At 40.8% G+C, this 21,323-nt stretch carries 19 protein-coding genes; 1 reads left to right on the forward strand and 18 read right to left on the reverse strand.

All coding sequences use genetic code 11. The features are described from left to right. The first annotated feature begins 79 nt into the window (after positions 1-79). Positions 80-586, forward strand: a complete 507-nt coding sequence (locus tag DXB39_RS04485; protein ID WP_117840842.1) for a flavin reductase — start codon at positions 80-82, stop codon at positions 584-586. An 84-nt stretch (positions 587-670) separates the two neighbouring features. On the opposite strand, the gene DXB39_RS04490 is transcribed toward DXB39_RS04485, so the two are convergent. The 18 genes from DXB39_RS04490 to DXB39_RS04575 all read right to left on the reverse strand — a co-directional run bounded on the left by DXB39_RS04490 (position 671) and on the right by DXB39_RS04575 (position 21,288). Continuing rightward, a complete protein-coding gene (locus DXB39_RS04490) occupies positions 671-1,327 on the reverse strand; it encodes a FadR/GntR family transcriptional regulator (protein ID WP_117840841.1) in 657 nt (218 codons plus the stop codon). Positions 1,328-1,373: 46 nt separating this feature from the next. Beyond that, the gene (locus tag DXB39_RS04495) at positions 1,374-2,066 is read right to left on the reverse strand and encodes an LrgB family protein (RefSeq protein WP_117840840.1); all 693 of its coding nucleotides are present in this window, start codon (positions 2,064-2,066) and stop codon (positions 1,374-1,376) included. After that, positions 2,059-2,424 (reverse strand): CidA/LrgA family protein, encoded by a 366-nt coding sequence (locus tag DXB39_RS04500; protein ID WP_117840839.1) that lies wholly within the window; start codon positions 2,422-2,424, stop codon positions 2,059-2,061. The genes DXB39_RS04495 and DXB39_RS04500 overlap by 8 nt, the downstream gene beginning before the upstream one ends. Positions 2,425-2,507: 83 nt before the next feature. Beyond that, on the reverse strand, positions 2,508-3,338 hold the full coding sequence (locus DXB39_RS04505) for a delta-lactam-biosynthetic de-N-acetylase (protein WP_117840838.1): 831 nt from the start codon (positions 3,336-3,338) through the stop codon (positions 2,508-2,510). Between the two features lie 80 nt (positions 3,339-3,418). Beyond that, a complete protein-coding gene (locus tag DXB39_RS04510; protein ID WP_117840837.1) occupies positions 3,419-4,726 on the reverse strand; it encodes an O-acetylhomoserine aminocarboxypropyltransferase/cysteine synthase family protein in 1,308 nt (435 codons plus the stop codon). A gap of 74 nt (positions 4,727-4,800) precedes the next feature. After that, a complete protein-coding gene (gene cysK, locus DXB39_RS04515) occupies positions 4,801-5,733 on the reverse strand; it encodes a cysteine synthase A (RefSeq protein ID WP_117840836.1) in 933 nt (310 codons plus the stop codon). A gap of 154 nt (positions 5,734-5,887) precedes the next feature. Continuing rightward, complete coding sequence (locus DXB39_RS04520) at positions 5,888-6,322, reverse strand: RrF2 family transcriptional regulator (protein WP_117840835.1); 435 nt, start codon at positions 6,320-6,322, stop codon at positions 5,888-5,890. Positions 6,323-6,400: 78 nt separating this feature from the next. Further along, on the reverse strand, positions 6,401-6,838 hold the full coding sequence (nifU, locus tag DXB39_RS04525) for a Fe-S cluster assembly scaffold protein NifU (protein ID WP_022242477.1): 438 nt from the start codon (positions 6,836-6,838) through the stop codon (positions 6,401-6,403). A gap of 24 nt (positions 6,839-6,862) precedes the next feature. Further along, positions 6,863-8,041, reverse strand: a complete 1,179-nt coding sequence (nifS, locus tag DXB39_RS04530) for a cysteine desulfurase NifS (protein ID WP_117840834.1) — start codon at positions 8,039-8,041, stop codon at positions 6,863-6,865. Between the two features lie 254 nt (positions 8,042-8,295). Next, complete coding sequence (locus DXB39_RS04535) at positions 8,296-12,876, reverse strand: alpha-amylase family glycosyl hydrolase (RefSeq protein WP_117840833.1); 4,581 nt, start codon at positions 12,874-12,876, stop codon at positions 8,296-8,298. A gap of 307 nt (positions 12,877-13,183) precedes the next feature. Further along, positions 13,184-14,254, reverse strand: coding sequence for a PucR family transcriptional regulator (locus tag DXB39_RS04540; RefSeq protein WP_117840832.1), 1,071 nt, complete (start codon positions 14,252-14,254; stop codon positions 13,184-13,186). Positions 14,255-14,492: 238 nt separating this feature from the next. After that, positions 14,493-15,605: an ABC transporter ATP-binding protein gene (locus DXB39_RS04545; RefSeq protein WP_117698184.1), complete on the reverse strand. Its 1,113-nt coding sequence runs from the start codon at positions 15,603-15,605 to the stop codon at positions 14,493-14,495. 229 nt (positions 15,606-15,834) lie between these two features. Further along, a complete protein-coding gene (locus DXB39_RS04550) occupies positions 15,835-16,476 on the reverse strand; it encodes a phosphoribosyltransferase (RefSeq protein WP_022242471.1) in 642 nt (213 codons plus the stop codon). 24 nt (positions 16,477-16,500) lie between these two features. Next, positions 16,501-16,935: a dUTP diphosphatase gene (locus tag DXB39_RS04555; protein ID WP_117698185.1), complete on the reverse strand. Its 435-nt coding sequence runs from the start codon at positions 16,933-16,935 to the stop codon at positions 16,501-16,503. 22 nt (positions 16,936-16,957) lie between these two features. Then, positions 16,958-17,968 (reverse strand): NAD(P)H-dependent glycerol-3-phosphate dehydrogenase, encoded by a 1,011-nt coding sequence (locus DXB39_RS04560; protein ID WP_117840831.1) that lies wholly within the window; start codon positions 17,966-17,968, stop codon positions 16,958-16,960. Positions 17,969-17,983: 15 nt separating this feature from the next. Then, positions 17,984-18,640, reverse strand: coding sequence for a glycerol-3-phosphate 1-O-acyltransferase PlsY (plsY, locus tag DXB39_RS04565; RefSeq protein ID WP_022242468.1), 657 nt, complete (start codon positions 18,638-18,640; stop codon positions 17,984-17,986). A gap of 4 nt (positions 18,641-18,644) precedes the next feature. Next, on the reverse strand, positions 18,645-19,967 hold the full coding sequence (der, locus tag DXB39_RS04570; protein ID WP_117698186.1) for a ribosome biogenesis GTPase Der: 1,323 nt from the start codon (positions 19,965-19,967) through the stop codon (positions 18,645-18,647). Then, positions 19,960-21,288, reverse strand: coding sequence for a DUF512 domain-containing protein (locus DXB39_RS04575; protein ID WP_117840830.1), 1,329 nt, complete (start codon positions 21,286-21,288; stop codon positions 19,960-19,962). The genes der and DXB39_RS04575 overlap by 8 nt, the downstream gene beginning before the upstream one ends. Between the last annotated feature and the right edge of the window lie 35 nt (positions 21,289-21,323).

Here is a 21,323-nt window from a genome sequence, read left to right on the forward strand (position 1 = left end):
TTTACCACAAACCCATAGTAATTATGAAAATACAATGCTATACTAAATGCATATTACGAATTTACTGGAGGGAAAAATAATGCATACATTTCAACCATATCCAATTGACCTCGTGGAAATGAATCCGTTTACTAAAATCGGCAAAGAATGGATGTTAATCACAGCAGGTGATGAGAAGAAAGCAAATACAATGACTGCAAGCTGGGGCGGTGTTGGTGTCCTCTGGGGCAAAAATGTTGTCTACATCTTTGTAAGAGATACACGCTATACCAAAGAATTTATTGATAATGGAGAGACATTTTCACTGACCTTTTTAGATGAGTCCAATAAAGGAGCTTTAAAATATCTTGGAGCTGTTTCCGGACGTGATGAAAATAAAATTGAGAATGCAAGAATGCATCTTGATTACTGCAAGGACACACCTTATATTGACGAAGGAAATCTGGTATTTATCTGCCGTAAATTATCTGCTACAAAGATGACTCCGGACCAGTTTATTGATTCTTCTATCGAAAGCAGCTGGTATGCCGATGGCAACCTTCACACCATGTATGTAGGTGAAATCTTAGAAGTACTTGCCCGCTAAGCTACTTGCGTAAATAGCCCGGCGGCGGTTCTTTTCAGACTCATCTAAAAAGGAACCACTGCCGGGCATTTTTTTGCCATCATTTTACTTATGAATAATATCATAATGTGCCTGTACGGCAGCATCGATTTTTCTCTGGTCTCCCGTTTCAATTGCTTCTGCAATCTGTACATGAAGCTTCCACATTTTTTCAAATTTCTCGGCATCTGCATTTTCCCAGCCTTTTCGGATACTTTCCTTATAAATTTCTGAAAATACCTGCATAATCGTAATCATGAAACGGTTGCCGGAACCTAATATTAATTTCTGATGGAACTCCCGGTCAATCTCATAACTTCTCTGCTGGTCAGCATTCTGCATAGATTCTGCCAGTGCTTTTAACTCCGCAAAATCCTGTTTACCCATGTTTTTAGCCGCGAGAAGACCTATTGTGTATTCTAAAAGGCAGCGTGCCTCTGCAAGCTCATCCTTATCTACCTGCTGCAATAGCAGCATCATATTAATTACTTCTGAAAGGCTTTTTTCCATGTTGCAGCAGATATAATTGCCGGAGCCCTGCTGGCTTTCAATCAATCCGATATTCTCCATACTCTTTAATGCTTCCCGGATAGATGGACGTGACATACCAAGTGTTTCTGCCATTTCACGTTCTGTTGGCAGCTTGCTTCCTACCTGAAACTCCCCGCTCCGTATTCCATCTTTTACGAATGCCATTACTCTCTTATACTCTCTGTCCTTCATCTGAATCTCCTTTCATCCCTTGCAAAATTATTGTATCATAAATACATCAATAAAAATTAGCAAATACAGTTGCTGCTGCTACTGTCAGAAGTCCTGCTACTGCAATGGCAAGACTGCTCATTGCTCCTTCTACTTCTCCCATTTCCATGGCACGGGCGGTTCCGATTGCATGGGCGGAAGTACCGAGTGCCAGTCCCTTTGCCACCGGCTCTTCTATATGAAATACACGGCATACCACTTCTGCGATCATATTTCCCAAGACTCCGGTAATGATAATTACTGCCACCGTAATCGTTACGATTCCTCCAAGTTCTTCAGATACTCCCATTCCAATTGCTGTGGTAATGGATTTTGGCAGAAGGGTTACATATTCCTCATGATTCAGATGAAATATCACCGCAAAAAGAAGCACACTTCCCACACTTGCAATGACACCGGATATAATTCCTGCTACAATGGCACTTTTATGTTTTTTTAACAATTCCAGCTGCTCATACAACGGAACAGCAAGACATACCGTTGCCGGGGTTAAAAGATAGCTTAAATACTTTGCTCCTTCATAATAACTGTCATAGTCAATCCTGCCTACACTTAATACAACCATAACAAAAATAATAGAAATCAAAAGTGGATTAAACAGCGCCAGCTTTAATTTACGCTTTAACAGTGCTCCGATTTCATATCCAATGAGACTGATTACTACACCAAAGAAAAGGGTATCTCCTGCAAAATTATTCATTTTCTTCTTTCTCCCTTCCCTTTCGTATCACATTCTGTGTCACTCTTCCGGTCACGACCATAACAATAATCGTCGTAAGTACTGTAATGACAATCACCGGCACAATAGTCGGACGCAGAACGCTCCAGGAGTCCAGAAGTCCTACTGCTGCCGGAATAAACATCACCGGCATAATTTCAATCAAGAATACCGCAGTGTCCTTCACCTGTTCTATCTTAACGATACCTGTTACCAGCGCAAGCAGCATTAACACCAGTCCGTAAATGCTTGCAGGCACTGGTAATGGCAGCGCCATATGCAGAATTTCTCCAGCAAAAGAAATTGCCAGAATTAAAAAAAACTGTCTAAAATACTTCATTTCTAAATCCTCCGATTGGTATTACCAATCAAAGAGTATAATACAAAAGAAGTAAAAAGACAAGTTTTATTTAAGAATTTTTTCTAAGAATTAGAACCTGCGATTAACTCATCCAGAGTACCAAAATGGTAGCCCATCTCTTCCCACTTTGTAAGTAGTTCATCTAATATTTCACCATTGGTCTTTGAAGTATTGTGCAGCAGCACTATAGCTCCCGGATGAATACGTCCGGTGAGTTTTTTAAAGGCCTCTTCTTTTGTTGGCTGATTATCCGGATCCCAGTCCACATAGGCAAGACTCCAGAAAAAAGTATAATAACCTAATTCTTTTGCCATTTTCAGATTTGATTCACTGTATTTCCCCTGAGGCGGCCGGTAAAATTTAACCATCTCCTTGTCTGTAATCTCTTCATAAAGTAACTTGACATCTTCAACTTCCTTTTGAAATGACGATACATCTGCAATTTCTGACATATCCGGATGATGATAAGTATGGTTTCCTACGGTATGACCTTCTTCCACCATTTTCCTTACCAGATCCGGACTGGTCTCTAAGAAATGCCCTACTACAAAGAAGGTTGCCTTTACATCATGCTTTTTCAATGCTTCCAGTATCTTCTCCGTATTTCCATTCTCATAGCCGCAGTCAAAGGTCAGGTAAATCACCTTATCATCGCCATTACCAATAAAATATGTATTATATTTCCGCAATTCTTCCGGTGTGGCATTTCCGGTTGGCTGTGTCCCCGATTCACCAAATCCAAGTCCCCAGTTCTCTGTTGTAGATGCCACTGCATTTACTCCCAGTAAGCCGCCATTCTGCCAGCTTTTTACCAGCACTGCACTCCCACGGCCTGCGCAAAATACCAATGCCAGCATTACCGCCACTGCCAGTATCCTTTTCCATTTTTTCATAAAAAAAGCCTCATATACTCTTTCTAAAGTATATGAGACTTCTTTTATCTCATGCTTTTCATTTTAGTTCTTTCAGTCATTTACTCTACTGCCTTGAATGCTTCCTCTAAGTCTTCAATAATATCGTCGATATTTTCTGTTCCGATAGAAAGGCGGATGGTATTCGGTTTGATTCCCTGCTCTTCTAATTCTTCTGCACTAAGCTGGGAATGCGTGGTTGATGCTGGATGAATCACCAGGGATTTTACATCTGCAACATTTGCCAGTAAGGAGAAGATTTCCAGATTGTCGATGAAATCTTTTGCCTTTCTGTCATCACCTTTGATTTCAAAGGTAAAGATAGAACCGCCACCGTTCGGGAAGTATTTCTTATATAATTCCTGCTGCTTTGGATCTGTACTTACTGCAGGATGATTTACACGCTCCACCTGTGGATGGTTATTTAAGAACTCTACTACCTTCAATGCATTCTGTACATGACGTTCTACTCTTAAGGATAATGTCTCTAATCCCTGTAAGAAGATAAATGCATGGAACGGAGATAAAGTTGCTCCGGTATCACGGAGTAAGATTGCACGAATCTTGGTTACAAATGCTGCCGGTCCTACTGCCTTGGTAAAGCTGATGCCATGATAACTTGGATTTGGCTCAGTTAAAGATGTAAATTTTCCACTTGCCTCCCAATCAAATTTTCCGCTGTCTACGATAACTCCACCAATTGTTGTTCCGTGTCCACCAATGAATTTTGTTGCAGAATGTACCACGATGTCTGCGCCATACTCAATCGGACGAACCAGATAAGGTGTTGCAAAAGTGTTATCTACGACTAATGGAATCTTGTGTGCATGTGCTACTTTTGCGATGGCTTCAATATCAGCTACGTCTGAGTTAGGATTTCCTAATGTCTCAATATATAATGCTTTTGTATTGTCTTTGATTGCTGCTTCAAATGCTTCCGGCTCCGGCTCAACGAAGGTTGTTGTAATGCCGTACTGTGGAAGTGTATGCTCCAACAGGTTATAAGAACCACCATAGATATTCTTTGCAGCTACAATATGGTCACCATTCTGTGCAAGATTTTCAATCGTATAAGTAATTGCTGCTGCTCCGGATGCTACTGCCAACGCTGCAACTCCACCCTCTAATGCTGCAATTCTCTTCTCAAATACATCTTCTGTCGGATTCGTAAGTCTTCCATAAATATTTCCTGCATCTGCAAGACCAAATCTTGCTTCCGCATGGTCGCTGTTGCGGAATACATAGGATGATGTCTGATAAATAGGTACTGCTCTTGCATCTGTCACCGGATCCGGATTTTCCTGTCCTACATGTAACTGTAAAGTTTCAAATTTTAAATTACGTTCTGCTCTGCTTTTCTTTGTGCTCATCTTCTTTTTCTCCGTTCTGTTATTTATTTCTGTCACTCTGATGTTACATCAGATTTTTTCTATTCTACTGCAAATTACTCTGTAAATAAAGCTGTTGAATAATATCTGTCTCCATTGTCCGGTAATAAAGCTACAATTGTTTTTCCTTTATTTTCAGGTCTCTTTGCCAGTTCAATTGCTGCATAAGCTGCTGCTCCGGAAGAAATTCCTACTAATACGCCCTCTTTGTGTGCAATTTCTTTTGCCACACGGAAAGCATCTTCGTTCTCTACCGGAAATACCTCATCATATACTTTGGTGTTTAATACATCCGGTACGAATCCTGCACCGATACCCTGAATCTTATGTGCTCCACTCTTACCTTCGGATAATACCGGTGAAGATGCCGGCTCTACTGCTACAACTTTAACATCTGCTTTCTGCTCTTTTAAGTATTCACCGGTTCCTGTTACGGTTCCACCTGTACCAACTCCTGCTACGAAGATGTCTACTGCTCCGTCCGTATCTTTCCAGATTTCCGGTCCTGTTGTCTCTTTGTGTACTTTTGGATTCGCAGGGTTTACAAACTGTCCAGGGATAAAGCTGTTTGGAATCTCTTTTGCAAGTTCATCCGCTTTTGCAATTGCACCTTTCATTCCTTTGCTTGCTTCTGTCAGAACAATTTCTGCACCGTAAGCCTTTAAAATGTTTCTACGTTCAACACTCATGGATTCCGGCATAGTAAGAATGATACGGTATCCCTTGGCTGCCGCAAGTGCTGCAAGACCAATTCCTGTATTTCCGGATGTCGGCTCGATAATAACAGAACCTTCTTTTAACTGTCCTTTTGCTTCTGCATCTTCAATCATTGCTTTTGCGATACGGTCCTTTACGCTTCCTGCCGGATTGAAATATTCCAGTTTGAAAAGTAATTTTGCTTCTAAGTTATACGCCTTTTCTAAATTAATTGCCTCGATTAATGGTGTATTTCCAATCAGTCCTAATGTTCCTTTATAAATGTTTGCCATGATAATAATCTCCTTTTCCCTAAATTCATATATTTCCTATCTGTTTGATATGGATTAAGTATAATATAAAACGATGTGTACCAATTGTCAAGACTTTTTTCAAATAAATTATTTAAAATATTTTGTTTCATTGGTACACATCGACCTCGTCCATTTAAATGACATAATCGCTGCTGATATCCTGCTGCCATTCCATCAAATCCTCTAACGTATACTTGTCTACTACACTCTTAATCGCATCGTTTAATTCTTTCCAGATACGAAGTGTTACACATTCTGACTGACGCTCACAGGTGTTCACCTCATCCTCAAGACACGATACCGGTGCAAGACTTCCTTCTACCTGACGTAATATCATCCCTATCGTATATTCCTTCGGTGTCTTTGATAAACGATATCCTCCCTGGGGGCCTCTGATGCTCTTAACAAACCCTGCCCGTACCAGTGTAGAAATAATCTGTTCCAAGTATTTCATGGAAATATCCTGACGTTCCGCAACATCTTTAAGACGTACCGGTTCAACTTCATCATTCATTGCTATATCAAGAAGAAGTCGGACAGCATAACGTCCCTTTGTTGAAATCTTCATACTGTACCTCCATTTCTATTTGTCTATGGGTACAGTATATTTCTTTTTTCCTACTATGTCAATAGGGATATGCTTTTTTTAATATTCTTCCTCTTCTTCACCCTCAGAGATGTCGTTCTTCGGCTTCTTTAAGCCTTCAATGACAATGCCATTCTTCTCAGCATAATCCCAAAGTGCAGCATGAATACCTTCTTCTGCCAGAAGGGAACAATGCACTTTAACCGGTGGAAGTCCGTCTAATGCTTCCATTACTGCTTTATTGGTTACAAGTAATGCTTCCTGTACGGTCTTTCCCTTTACCAGTTCTGTTGCCATACTGCTGGTTGCAACTGCAGCACCACAGCCAAAGGTCTTAAACTTACAGTCCTGAATCACACCATTATCATCAATATCAAGATAGATTCGCATGATATCACCGCATTTTGCATTTCCTACTGTTCCTACTCCGCTGGCATTTTCAATCTCCCCTACATTTCTCGGATTCTGAAAATGATCCATAACTTTTTCACTATACATAATCGTTACTCCTTTTCTTCTCTATTACTGCTGGTTCTTTACAAAATCTTCGTATAACGGTGACATGCTGCGTAAATGTGCAACAATCTCTTTGATTGCATCTACCGTGGTGTCAATCTGCTCTTTGGTGGTATCTGCGCCTAAAGTCAGGCGGAGTGAGCCATGTGCAATCTCATGTGGCAGACCAATTGCCAGCAATACATGAGACGGGTCTAAGGAACCGGAAGTACATGCTGAACCGGAGGATGCACAAATCCCCTTCATATCTAACATAATCAGCATGGATTCTCCCTCCACAAAACGGAAGCATGCATTGACATTATTGGCAAGACGATGCTCTCTGTCTCCATTGATTTTCACATATGGGATTTCCTTTTCAAAACGGGAAATCATATAATCTCTCAATTCTCTTTCTCTTGCAGTACGCTCTTCCATGGAAGCAAATGCCAGTTCTGCAGCTTTACCGAAGCCTACGATTCCCGGTACATTTTCCGTTCCGGCTCTTCTCTTTCTCTCCTGTGCACCACCATGTACAAAGGAGCGGATTTTTACACCTTTTCTGATATAGAGGAAACCGATTCCCTTTGGTCCGTTTAATTTATGGCCACTGCTGCTTAACATATCAATATTCATTTCATCTACCTGGATTGGCTCCTGACCAAATGCCTGTACTGCATCAGTATGGAATAAAACTCCATGTGCCTTGGCAATTGCACCAATCTCTGCAATCGGCTCGATGGTGCCAATCTCATTGTTGGCAAACATAATAGAAATCAGAATGGTATCCGGACGGATTGCTGCTTCTACATCTGCCGGATTGATACGTCCATTCTCATCCACATCAAGATAAGTTACCTCAAAGCCCTGTCTTTCCAACCATTCACAGGTATGAAGAATTGCATGATGCTCAATCTTACTGGTGATGATATGTTTTCCTTTTTCTTTATAAGCTTCTGCTGTTGCTTTCAGTGCCCAGTTATCAGATTCACTTCCACCTGCCGTAAAATATATTTCTTCCGGTTTCGCACCGATTCCTGCTGCAATAATATCTCTGGCTTTGGTTACTGCCTTGCGGCTTTCCTCACCTAATGCATAAATGGTAGATGCATTTCCATAATACCGGGTAAAATAGGGAAGCATTGCCTCCACTACCCGCTCGTCCGTTCTTGTTGTTGCCGCATTGTCCAGATAGATTAATTCCATCGGTTTTCCTCCTTTATCAATTTGCTTTATCAGCTATTTTCGTCCTATTTCCAAGTAATTCAGTCGGAACTAAGAATAACACCTTAGGAATAGTATGTCAATCTTCTGCCTGGATTTATTCCTTTTGTACGTTTATTTATCCAAGAGGGTTAAAAGGGGAAAGGGCAGCTTTCGCTGCCCTTTCCATCTATCCTCTTATTTCAGACGATATACATTATAAAAACTAAACTCTCCTGTTTGCAGTTTTGCTCTGCTTAGACTCTTTTACGTCTTCTGTAAAGTACAACTACCGCTGCTCCTGCAACGAATAACAATACTACCATGCAGGCAATCGGAGTATTATCTCCTGTCTTAACCTGCTTCTCTGCTGTTACAACAGGTGTTGCATTCGGAGTTGTAGATGCTGCTGGTTTCATATCTGTATTGCTAAGTACAATAACATACTCAGATGCATGTGAGAATTTGAAATCAACGGTTCCGTCTGCATTTACCTTTACAGCCTGAACATATTCTAATGCTCCGGTCTTTTCATTGTAATAGTAAAGGTTTGCATATTTTCCACTGTTCTCTGCACCAACGTTGACACGAAGTGTAGCATCAAATCCAAATGCTCCGTCATGTGCCAGTGAAAGTTCAATGGTCTTGTTGTCTCCAGCTAATGCTTTAATCTTATCAGCCGGAATGCTGCTCTTACCTACGGTTACACCGAGGTCTATTGCATCTTTTAATTTACTTACAATGTTCTTTCCGTTTACAATCCAGCTTACGTTGTCGTTCAGCTTGAAGGTAATGGTAATATCTTTTCCAATCATGCCATTGAATACTGCTGCTGGAACTTTTGTGGTATCTGGCATTGTAACACGAATGTTAGTTCCATCGCCAACTTTTCCGATTGTATCAATAACTTCTTCGAAGTCTTTTCCAGGAACAGTAATGTCAAGATTGATCTTATCTTCCTGTTTTTCTTTGGTCAGTACTACTGTACCGCCATCCTTTGCTGCTGGAATGCTTACTGTTACAGTCTTGTCTGCTGATACAGTATACTCTTTTCCATCATAAAGGTTCTCCATCTTGCTTCCTGCCTCTGCGCTTACTGGAATAGTAACCTCAGTGGCTTTTTCTTTGATATTCATTCCTACATATAATGTAGTATCACCATAGCTTCTTGCGATTACATCATAGCCATCTTCATCTGATGAAATAACTGATGTTCTGCTTCCTCTTGCAAATACATCTGTGTATGCGTTACGGATTGAAAGCATGGTCTTGTAATGATTGTAAATGCTATTGCTGTCTGCCTTCTGTGTTTCTAACTCTGTCCAGTCAAAGTCACGACGATTTGTCTGGTATGGCCAGTCATTAGCGCCTGCCTGACCAAGCTCATCTCCATAGTAAATAACCGGCTGACCCTTGGCTGTAATCTGAAGAGTAGCAGCTACCTTCATCAGGTTATAAGCCTCTTCCTCTGAAAATCCACTCTTATCTACAAGCTTGTACTGAAGAGTATCCTCATCATGGCTGTTTAAGAAATTACCCATTGTTGCTGTATTGTTTAGTACACCATTACGCTTTAACAATGAGTTTTCAACAGTAGAAATCTTTCCACCTACAAAATCCTTTGCAAAATCATTGAAATCGAAGTCAAGGAGTGCATCCATGCTTCCTGTTCCAAGCTCTCCGGCTGTATTAGCATATCCGGCTCCAGAGTACTCTCCAATCATCTTGAAGTCTGGATTTACTTTTGTAAGAGAATTCTTGAAAGCTGACCATGTAGTAGAATCAACATGCTTTACAGTGTCTACACGATAATAGTCAATGTCAAATTTATCCATCCAGTCGGTCTGCCATTCAATCAACTGGTCTCTTACTTCTGCATCCTCAGTTACGAAGTCCGGAAGGTCTGAAAGTGCATCTTGCTTGTCATCTCCTGAAACAGTATTGTCGCTGTCACGAAGCATCTTTATTGCATTTCCATCCTCACCTGTGAGAATATTATTGAAGTAATTCTCTGTGCCATAGCCTGCATGGTTCAATACCACATCAACCATAAGCTTCATTCCACGGCTGTGGGCAGCTTCAATAAGTGCTGCAAACTCTTCCTCTGTTCCAAGGTGTTTATTAAGCTTTGTGAAGTCACTAGCCCAGTAACCATGATATCCATACGTATCCATACCTGTCTTTGCGTCAGGCTGGTCATCTGTGATATTCTCTACTATTGGTGTAATCCAGATGGTATTTACACCTAAATCCTTGAGATAGTCAAGCTTCTGTGTTAATCCTGCGAAATCTCCACCATGATAGCTTGAACCACCCTTATCGCTTGTATCGTAGTCTCCTACTCCATAAGCATCATTGTTGCTTGTATCTCCATCGAAGAAACGGTCAGTTACGGCAAAGTAAATTACTGCCTCATCCCAGTCGAAATCTCCATCCTTCTTGTCTCTCTCTGTTACTGTAACATTTGTGCTTGTTCTATATACATTTCCGTATATATCCTTTACAGTTACCGGAAGGGTCTTATCTCCAGTAGTTGTAGTATCAAGACATGAAATTGTTGCTTCCATTAATTCTGGGTCAATTGCATAAGTGCTACTTAAGCCAAGTGCGCTTAAATCTACTGTTGCTGTAGCCACTTCAAATCCAGACATATCTGCACCTTCAGCAGGATTTGTCTTTATTGTCAATACGTTATTGTCATTGTAATCCATAGAGGACTGAGATAATTCTGCTGTAATAGCTGCATCAAACTTCTTATAGTAACGATAGCTGCATGTCTTTCCATCATAATCTTTTGTCTCCGCATTATATGCGTCAAGCTTCTCTACACCATCTACTGTGTAGTAGTAACAGTAATCTCCTGTTGTGATGTCAGTTAAGTCATAGCTAAATCTTTCATTTGCAGCATCATAAGTCATTGCATGCTCTACGCCATTTATTGTAACACTTACTTTATCTGCAATAGATTCCTGTGTGTTATCGGCAGCAAGCACCTCATCATCTCTGTAATAAAAATGAATCTGTCCGTTCTCGCCATCCAATACACATCCAACATTTGATGGAATAACCTCAGTGATTCCCTCACCCTGTACGAATTTTGCTTTTACAACATTCTGATTTGCCGGTACACTCACATAATGGTCTCCACCATCTTTATCAGCCCAAGCATCATCTGCTGTGCTTCTTCTCATACAGAAAGATAACATCATATCTGCTGTAGTATCTTTTACTGGAATCTTGGCTACCATCTTGCCGTTCATTTCCTGAAGGTTAATAGTAACTTCACTTCCAAATCCACTGTTCCATGTAAAGATATTCCAACCATCATAGTCACCAGCTGGTCTGTCATATTCTACCATTACATAACGCTCTCTTGGCGCTACAAGCTCTGGAATGCTTGTGTAAGCTTTTTTGCTGTTTGATGTAATGTAAAGAGTTACATTTTCATCTTTGGCAGTGTTGTCATATGAAATTGTATCATTCTGCCAAGACCATGTATCACCATAGTTCTTTGGAATAATACGAATATTTTTATAATATGGAAGCTTTACAGTAGCTTTAAGCCATGTATTTCCATCGGATAACTGCTCTGTTCCAGAAAAATTATAAAGAACTCCATCAGCTCCGTCATCCTCCCAAATCCACAGAGAACTTGCATCTGCTGCCATATGACTTGCAATGAAATCATGATAGTAAATAGTATAAGTATAAACTTTATCTACTACCGGAATGGTAATATCTTTTGTTGTTCCGTTATATGATGCTCGAATAGTTACATCTGTTCCTTTATATGAGGTTGGAACCTTAAGTGTTGCTCCACTTACTGTGATGCCTTCTGAAACAGCAGTATAAGTTACATCTACACCTTCAGTCTTGCTTCCCTGTTCATCACCTGCGTAATAGGTTCCTGTTGCTGGAAGTGCAACATCTACTCCTTTTTCTACCTGTGCTGGTGTTTCAACATCCAATGCCTCAATATAACTAATGGTTACATCTGTCTTTTTATTAGCATCTGTCTTGTTCAGCTTCATGGTAATGTCTGCCGGTGCCTTCACTTCCAGCTGGATATTACTTCCACCTGCGCCCTGCGCCCATGCTTTGTTCCAGCCATTTAAAGCAGCATCTTCCAAAATCTTATATTCATAAGTTTTCGCCGGAACATTCTTAATAGAAATGCTGTATTCATTCTCGTTTGTTTCAGATTTCACAAAGTTTGGTGTTGCGCTTGCATCCCAACCTGTTCCAGGAAGTGTTCCTACCAGGAGGAAGGTTGTCTCAGTCTCTGGTAAATCAGGAACTGGTGTATTTCCTTCTGCGTCAAGGTAGTATGCAAAGCTTTTTCCACCATCTTTTGTAATATAGTAAACATCAGTAGGTGTATCCCCAGTATACTGTGTTAACTTTGGATCATTTGCAGGATTCTTTGTATTTCCAGTATTCTGAAAATCTAAGAACTGAAATCCTGTTGCATCTGTTTTGACAGTAAGATAATAATCTTTGTCGCCATTTGTATTTGTTGTTGTTCCTTCACTGAAGAAATAAGCTTTTGCTCCTCCCCATGTTGGAATTTCTTTTGATTCTCCACCGTTCGCATCATTGCTCACATAAAGCAAATCCTTGCTATTTCCCCAGAATTGTACCGCTGGCTGTGTCCAGCCCCAATTACTTGGTTCCATAAAGTGAATAGTTACATTCATCGGATTTGAAGCTGCTTTGGTAAGCATACTATTTCCGATTGCCGGAACCATGGTCACAATCATGGCAAGTGCTAGTACCATACTGAAGATTCTGCTTACAATACCATGTTTCTTGTGAAAGCGTTCTTTTAACTTTCTCATCTTTCCCTCTCCTTTTCATCGTTTCATTTTATACTTTCCTGCGATTACGTTTTCCCTCTGAATACGTTTTCGCAGTTTTTCGATAATTAATTATATTCTAATTTTTTTACTTTCGCTATCCGCAAATAAACTAAAAAAGAAATTCTTTTTTGTGCATTTTAACTAATTTCTGTCTTGAAGCTCATTTTTACAATTCATTTTACACAATTTCCGCATGATAATTTTTTCGAAAAAAGGACAGCACCGATTGGTACTGTCCCATATAATTTACATAATTGAATTTTCATAGTTCTGCAAAACAAGGCCGCTAATTCTGGTAATCCATATGTGCAATGACCATCATGGCAATCTTAAAAGTCATGGCATCCTCGAATTTGCGGATATCAAGTCCAATCATCTTTTCCAGACGTTCTAAACGGTATACCAGCGTATTCCGGTGGATGTACAGCTGCCTTGCTGTTTCTGAAATATTCAGGCTGTTCTCAAAAAATTTCTGGATTGTCACCATCGTTTCATCATCTAAATCAATATTCCGCTCACCAAAAATCTCTTTGATAAACATTTCGCAAAGGCTCATCGGAAGCTGGTAAATCAGTCTGCCGATGCCAAGCTTTCCGTAGGAAATGGTTTCCTCTTCTACATTAAAGATTCTTCCTACTTCCAGTGCCATCTTGGCTTCCTGATAAGATTTCGCAATATCCTGCAGGGTATTTACCGTATTGCCATAACCCACACGGACACGCACCATCGCTTCTGCATGCAGATTGTCTACAATTGTTTTCGCCAGATTCAATGCATCCTCTTCTGTTTTCAAATCTGTTGCATCCTTAATCAGGATAATGTTCTGCTCGTCTAACTCTGTTACAAAATCCCGGTTGCGGTCTGCAAAAAGATTCTTCACCATTTCTACAATAACAGAATCTTTTCTGCCATCCACTTCTATGACATAAACCAGACGCTTTGCCTGCTCAATATGCAGCTTCTTTGCCTTATTATACATATCTACAACCAGCATATTTCCAAGAAGGATATTCTGCATAAAGTTGTTCTTATCCGACTGTTCCCGGTTAGAGGCAATCAGATTCCGAATCTGGCATACTGCAAGTCTTCCCACCATATATGCTTCATCATTAGTGGAACGTGCCAGAAGAATATATTCTACTTCCTGTTCTGCAATTACTTTAAAGAAATGATAGCCCGTCAACATCTGGCTTTCTGCCATGGATGCTGCAAAATTCACAACCTCTGCACGCATATCTGTTTCAATCTGAAATGTTGCTGCAACCTGCTTCCCGTTTTCGTCATAAAGGGCAAGTCCGATTTTGGATATATCACTGATTTCTTCTAATGTTGTCTGTAGCTTATGATTTGAAAGCATTCTGCGCACTCCTTACTTATATATAATGTGAGAAAAAACTTTTACTGAGAACAAAGAATGTGCCTTGGCACATTCTCGCGCCTGCGGCGGTCGCTTGCGACATCTACCTTATACGCCGCAGTGCGCATCCTCGCGGAGCGTGTTTTACTTTACAGGAAATTACTTTCCTGTAAAGTAAAACACCCGGATGCATATAGCACCCGGGTTATTGCACTATATTCAGTTCGATTGTACCGAATTAGTTAGTAATTGTCAATTCAGTCTCTTTGTCGAATACATGAACCTTCTCAGGATCGATAGCAAGTTTGATATGATCACCTAAACGAGCCGGTGTTCTGGAATCAACCTTAGCTGTCATCTGAGTTCCTGCAGCTTCGAAGTATAATAATACTTCAGAACCAAGTAACTCATATCCAGTTACATCTGTCTCAATGATGCTGTCTTTGAAGGTTTCAATTGTAATCTGGGAATCATCGATATCTTCTGGTCTGACACCCATAACAACTGTTTTTCCGTTGTAGTTGCCTTCGATTAATTTCTTAGCTTTTGCTGGTGGTAATACAACAGTTGTATTGTCAAATGTAAGGGAAACTTTCTCTCCTTCAATATTACATTTAGCATCTACGAAGTTCATCTGTGGGGATCCGATGAATCCAGCTACAAATAAGTTATCTGGCTCATTGTATAATTTCTGTGGAGAATCAACCTGCATGATAACACCATCTTTTAATACAACGATTCTGGTTCCTAATGTCATAGCCTCTGTCTGGTCATGTGTTACATAGATGATTGTAGCACCTAATCTATGATGCAGAGCAGAAATCTCAGAACGCATCTGTACTCTTAATTTTGCATCCAGGTTGGATAACGGCTCGTCCATAAGGAATACTTTAGGATTACGAACGATTGCACGACCCATAGCAACACGCTGTCTCTGTCCACCGGAAAGAGCCTTTGGTTTACGGTCTAATAATTTCTCAAGGTCAAGGATCTTAGCTGCTTCTTCAACTTTCTTCTTGATTTCATCCTTCGGAACTTTTCTTAATTTTAATCCGAATGCCATATTGTCAAATACGGTCATATGTGGATACAGAGCGTAGTTCTGGAATACCATTGCGATATCTCTGTCTTTTGGTTCTACGTCGTTAACGAGTTTTCCGTCGATGTATAATTCTCCGGAAGAAATCTCCTCAAGACCTGCAATCATACGAAGTGTAGTAGATTTACCACATCCAGATGGTCCTACGAAGATGATGAATTCCTTATCTTCTACTTCAAGGTTGAAATCCTTAACAGCTTCAAAGCCGTTTGGATAAACTTTACAAATGTTTTTTAATGATAAACTTGCCATTGGTTTAACCTCCTAATGTTTTGTTCGTTTTTAACTGTCCTTATCATACAGGATATTGCGCACTTTGGCTATGCGAGGATTCCACAAAGATTTTTCTTTTTTTTGTATGTTCTGACTGATATTCTGTGCATTTTTTTATCTCTTCGTCAGAGTGACGAAAACCCATCTCTTTCTTGTACAATCCGACGAAAGAAATGGGTTTTCACTTTAGAAAATGTTTATCTTTTCTTTATAATTTAGAGTATCCGTAACCATTTACCATGGCCTCTAACTTCATGCCTTTTGCACAATACGGACAGTCATGCTGCTCATACGCCTGATAGCCCGGTACATCTTTCTCGGTAAAGAGACTTTCTACTCTGTGACCGTCTACTTCCTTAACAGTGGAGAAAATTGCTACTACATCTTCAATAATTCCACCGTAATACCGGATGCACTCTAAGCATCTTCTGATTGTCTCACCGGTTGTTGTTGTATCCAGCAAAAGCACGATATGTTTTCCGGTAATCATATTTTTGGTATTATCACGGAAAATCATCTGACCGCTGCTGTTCATCTCCGGAGAAATAACATAAATAGTCTCATGCAGATTGGTTGACATAAAATCTCCCTGTTCAAAACGCTCTGCTAAAAATCCGCCAATCATTTCTGTTCTGTCCATACATACAACGGTATCTACATAGGATGGATTACCGGTCTTCTGGTAAAGCACTTTTGCAGCTTCTTTTGCCTCTTTCACGCGGGCTTTCATACTGGTTACATCAATATAGTAATTGATGTGCGAATGACTGGTGGCAAAATGCCCCGGTATTGCATGTAATGCAAGATTGTTGTTTTCCTTTGAATAAAATTTGACCATACGTTCTTCCATTTGATTTACCCCCTGTTTGATAATTTACTGGATTCCGGTACTTCCGAAACCACCTCTGTCCTGGTTGCCCAGGCTTTCTACTTCTTCAAAATGAATCTGCGGCTGATTCTCTACAATACGGAACTGTGCGATACGGTCATTAACATGAATCACGGTATCACGCATTGCAATTGCAGGCAGTCTCCACATATCATTGTCTCCACAGTAGGAACCGTCTACGATTCCGCAGCTGTTTGCCTGAATAATTCCGAAATTCTTATAAGTAGAACTTCTTGGCATAATGTGTGCTTCATATCCCTTTGGCAGCTCCATTGCCACACCAAGAGGAATCAGTTTAAATTCTCCTGCTTTCATTTCGACTTCTTCGGATGCACGAAGATCAATCCAGTCGGATTTGCCATCGATATATGTAAGCTTTTCGATTTTATCTGTAAAATATTTGATACGAATCTTTTCCATTCTGCTAAAAACTCCTTTTCTCCTACTGCCATTCCAGGTCGTCATGCTCTACCTTTTTATCTCTGAGCATCAGTTCTTTTACTGCATCTTTCGCAGGTTTATTTTCAAACAATACTTCATTGACCTGTTCAATAATCGGCATATCTACATGATATTTCTTCGCTAAAGCAATTGCTGCTTTGGCAGAATAGACACCCTCAACTACCATCTTTACTTCATCCATTGCCTGCTGCATGGTATATCCCTGTCCCATCAGATATCCGGCACGACGGTTTCTACTGTGCTTGCTGGCACAGGTTACGATTAAATCACCCATTCCGGTCAGTCCGCTTAAGGTCTCATATTTTGCTCCCATGGCAATAGCAAGTCTTCCCATCTCGGATATTCCCCGGGTAATGAGTGCTGCTTTGGTATTATCTCCATAGCCAAGCCCATCCGCCATTCCGGCTGCCAATGCAATGACATTTTTTAAAGATGCGCCCAGTTCCATGCCAAGTACATCCGGGCTGGTATAAACTCGTAATACTTCACTCATAAAGGTGTTCTGAACCAGTTCTGCTGTGGCACGCTTCTTTGCTCCTGCTACCAGGCTGGTCGGAATTTCTTTTCCTACTTCTTCCGCATGGCTTGGTCCACATAAAACCGCCACCTCACATTGTGGAATCTCTTCCATAATGATTTCAGATAAAGTCATTAACGTATTCTCTTCAATTCCCTTTGCCACGCTGACAATAAGCTGTCCCTCTGCTACGAACGGGCTCATTGCTTTTGCTGTGCTTCTGGTAAATGGAGAAGGCACTGCTAAGACGAGCATGTCTTTTCCCCCGATTGCTTCTTTTAAATCTGTTGTGAACATAATATCATCCGGTAAAATAACGCCCGGAAGTTTTTCTGCCTGCTCATGCTTTTCCTTTAACATTTCAATTTCCGGTGCAAGTGCAGACCAGATTGTAATCTTATGACCGTTTTTATGTAATACCACCGATAAAGCAGTTCCCCAGCTTCCGGCTCCAATGATACTGATATCAGACATTTGTTTTTTCCTTTCCTATGCTTCCTGCTTCTTTGAATGAAAACTGAATTTGTTCTCGGTTCCCTTAAGAAGTCTTCCGATGTTGGCATGATGTAAAATGATTGCCAGTCCCGCCACAAAACCGAATACAATATACACCTCCGTCAGATACTGCTCCGGTACGGAAAGCAGTCCCATCTGTCCGAATACGATAATCTGTATTTCAAGACTGATTACACCAAGTATGGAACCCAGGGAAACATACCGTGTGATTGCTACCACAAGAATAAAAATTCCAAGGCTTATTGGCACTGCCAGCGGACAGAAGCCAATCAGAAGACCACCGGTACAGGCAATTCCCTTTCCGCCTTTAAATTTCATATAAGCCGGGAAATCGTGACCTAAGATGCAGCCCACACCAGCATAAAGCTCTAAGACCTTCACACTGTCCGGATAACGGTTCCGGAAAATGAGCCATACAATGACCATTGCCATAAATACTTTGCACACATCACCAATCAAGGTAAGAATGCCTGCCTTCACGCCGAGGTTACGCATGGTGTTGGTAGTTCCTACATTTCCACTGCCCACCTTACGTAAATCCACATTTTCTTTCTTTCCATATAAGAAGCCGGATAAAAACATACCGCATAAATATCCGATTCCTACTGATATTACACGTCCGAATAACATTTTATTAATCTTCCTTTCTTTCCCTTATAATGAATTTCAGGGAAGTACCCTTAAAGCCAAATGCTTCCCGAATCTTATTTTCCAGATATCTTGTATAGGAAAAATGCATCAGGTTCTTGTCATTTACAAAGATAACAAAAGTTGGCGGTTTTACCGCTGCCTGTGTAATATAATATAATTTTAAGCGTTTTCCCTTATCGGTCGGCGGCTGCTGCATGGCAACTGCCTCTGCCATAATCTCATTTAATACACCGGTTGCCACACGCATGCTGTTATTTTCAAGCACTACATCAATGGTCTCAAAAATCCTGCCGGTACGCTGTCCGGTCTTGGCTGAAATAAATAAAATCTCTGCATATGGCATGAAGCTTAAAATCTGACGAATTTTCTCTGTATGCTTGTAAATGGTCTTATCATCCTTTTCAATGGCATCCCATTTATTCACTGCAATGATAATTCCTTTGCCTCTTTCATGGGCAATTCCAGCAATCTTGGCATCCTGCTCCGTTACGCCTTCTGTAGCATCAATTACAATAATGACCACATCTGCACGTTCCACTGCTGTTACTGCCCGGATGATACTGTAACGCTCTAATTCTTCTTTAATCTTATTCTTTCTCCGGAGTCCTGCCGTATCAATAAATACATATTCTCTGCCATTATATTTTATATCGGTATCAATGGCATCTCTTGTAGTTCCGGCAATATCAGAAACAATCACACGGTTTTCACCGGTCAGCTTGTTAATCAGTGATGACTTACCTACGTTCGGCTTACCTACAATGGCAATACGCGGTCTGTCATCTTCTGCTTCTTCTAACATTTCCTGGGTAAAATGCTTTGCCACTTCATCTAACAAATCACCGATTCCAAGTCTGGATGCTGCAGATACCGGAACCGGGTCACCAATTCCAAGATTATAAAATTCATAAACATCCGGCATATATTTCTTAAAATCATCTACTTTATTTACTGCAAGAATAACCGGCTTCTTGGAACGGCGCAGCATATCCGCTACTTTCTGGTCTGCATCTACAAGCCCCTGTCTTACATCCGTAATAAAAATAATGACATCTGCGGTATCAATGGCTATCTGTGCCTGCTCCCGCATCTGGGATAAAATAATATCTCCGCTGTCCGGCTCAATACCGCCGGTATCAATTAAGGTAAAGTTATAGTCAAGCCAGGATACTTCGGCATATATACGGTCACGGGTTACCCCCGGTGTATCCTGTACGATAGAAATTCTTTCACCTGCCAACACGTTAAAAAGTGTTGATTTTCCTACGTTTGGTCTGCCTACAATAGCTACTACTGGTTTACTCATTCTGTCTCCTTCCAAGGACTGCATTCAGCAAATCCTGCCCGCTTGATTTTACAATATCTGCCTGTACTTGTAAAGTTCTTTTCAGCTCCGTCAATGTGATGTCATCTAAGAAAACATCCTCTCCCATACGCAATACATTGCATGGCAGCAGTATCTCATCTCCCAAATCTTCGTCCTTAAGCTGTGCGATAATATCCTGTCCGGTCAGAAGTCCTGCAACGGTAATCCGTTCTCCGAAGAAATCGTTTCGGATCACACGGACCCGTATCTTTACATTCGGAAACTTCTCCTTCATTTCTCCTGTCAGTTCCTCCAAAATCGGTCCTGCCAGCTTTCCGGTTACCAGCGTAACTGTCCTTTTCAGATTGGCATCACCTTTTTCTGCTGCAAGTGCCTCCCGGAATTCATCCCGCAGCAGTGTAATCATTCCCACACCATTTTCCAGCTGGATATACCCATCATAGTTTTCTGCAGACGGAAGAGGCTGCTCTGCCAGAAGATACCACTCGTCTCCTCCATGCACAAAGTGTGTACCGAAATGCTCCATGCAATAATCCTGCCAGCGGTGAATCTGCTCTAAGACTTTTCCTGCATCCTCTTTTTCAAAAGCTTCCAAAGGATATAAGCCCTCCCGGTATTTTGTCAGGCCGACCGGTACAATAGAAAGGCTCTGCATATTTGGAATGTATTCTGTCAGATCACGGATGGTCCGCTCTAACTCTTCGCCATCATTGACGCCCTTGCAGAGTACAACCTGTCCATTCATTTCAATTCCGGCATCTGATAAGCGTTTGATTTTCTTTAAGGCTTCTCCAGCGAAACGGTTGTGCAACATGGTACAGCGAAGCTTCGGATTCGTGGTATGCACCGACACATTAATCGGTCCAAGATTGTAGTATATGATACGTTCAATATCCTTATCCTTCATATTGGTCAGCGTTACATAATTCCCCTGTAAGAAGGAAAGTCTGGAATCATCATCTTTAAAATAAAGTGTCTTTCGCATGCCCGGCGGCATCTGGTCAATAAAACAGAACATACACTTATTGGAACAGGATTTGTAATCGTCCATCAGCCCATTTTCAAATTCGATTCCAAGGTCTTCATCATAATCTTTTTCAATTTCCAGTTCCCACTCTTCGCCATTATTCTTTCTTACTACCACCAGAAGATACTCGTCCTCTGTCAGGAACTGGTAGTCAAATACATCTTCTATTTCTTTGCCATTAATGGAAATCAGTTCGTCTCCCGGCTCAAGCTCAAGCTCCATGGCAATACTGTCCGGTTTTACTCCACTGATGACATGTTTCTTTGTATGCATAAATTATTTTCTCAATCTTTCTATATTATAATACC

The organism is Roseburia sp. OM03-7AC, assembly GCF_003462625.1.
Classification (GTDB): Bacteria; Bacillota; Clostridia; order Lachnospirales; family Lachnospiraceae; genus Roseburia_C; species Roseburia_C amylophila.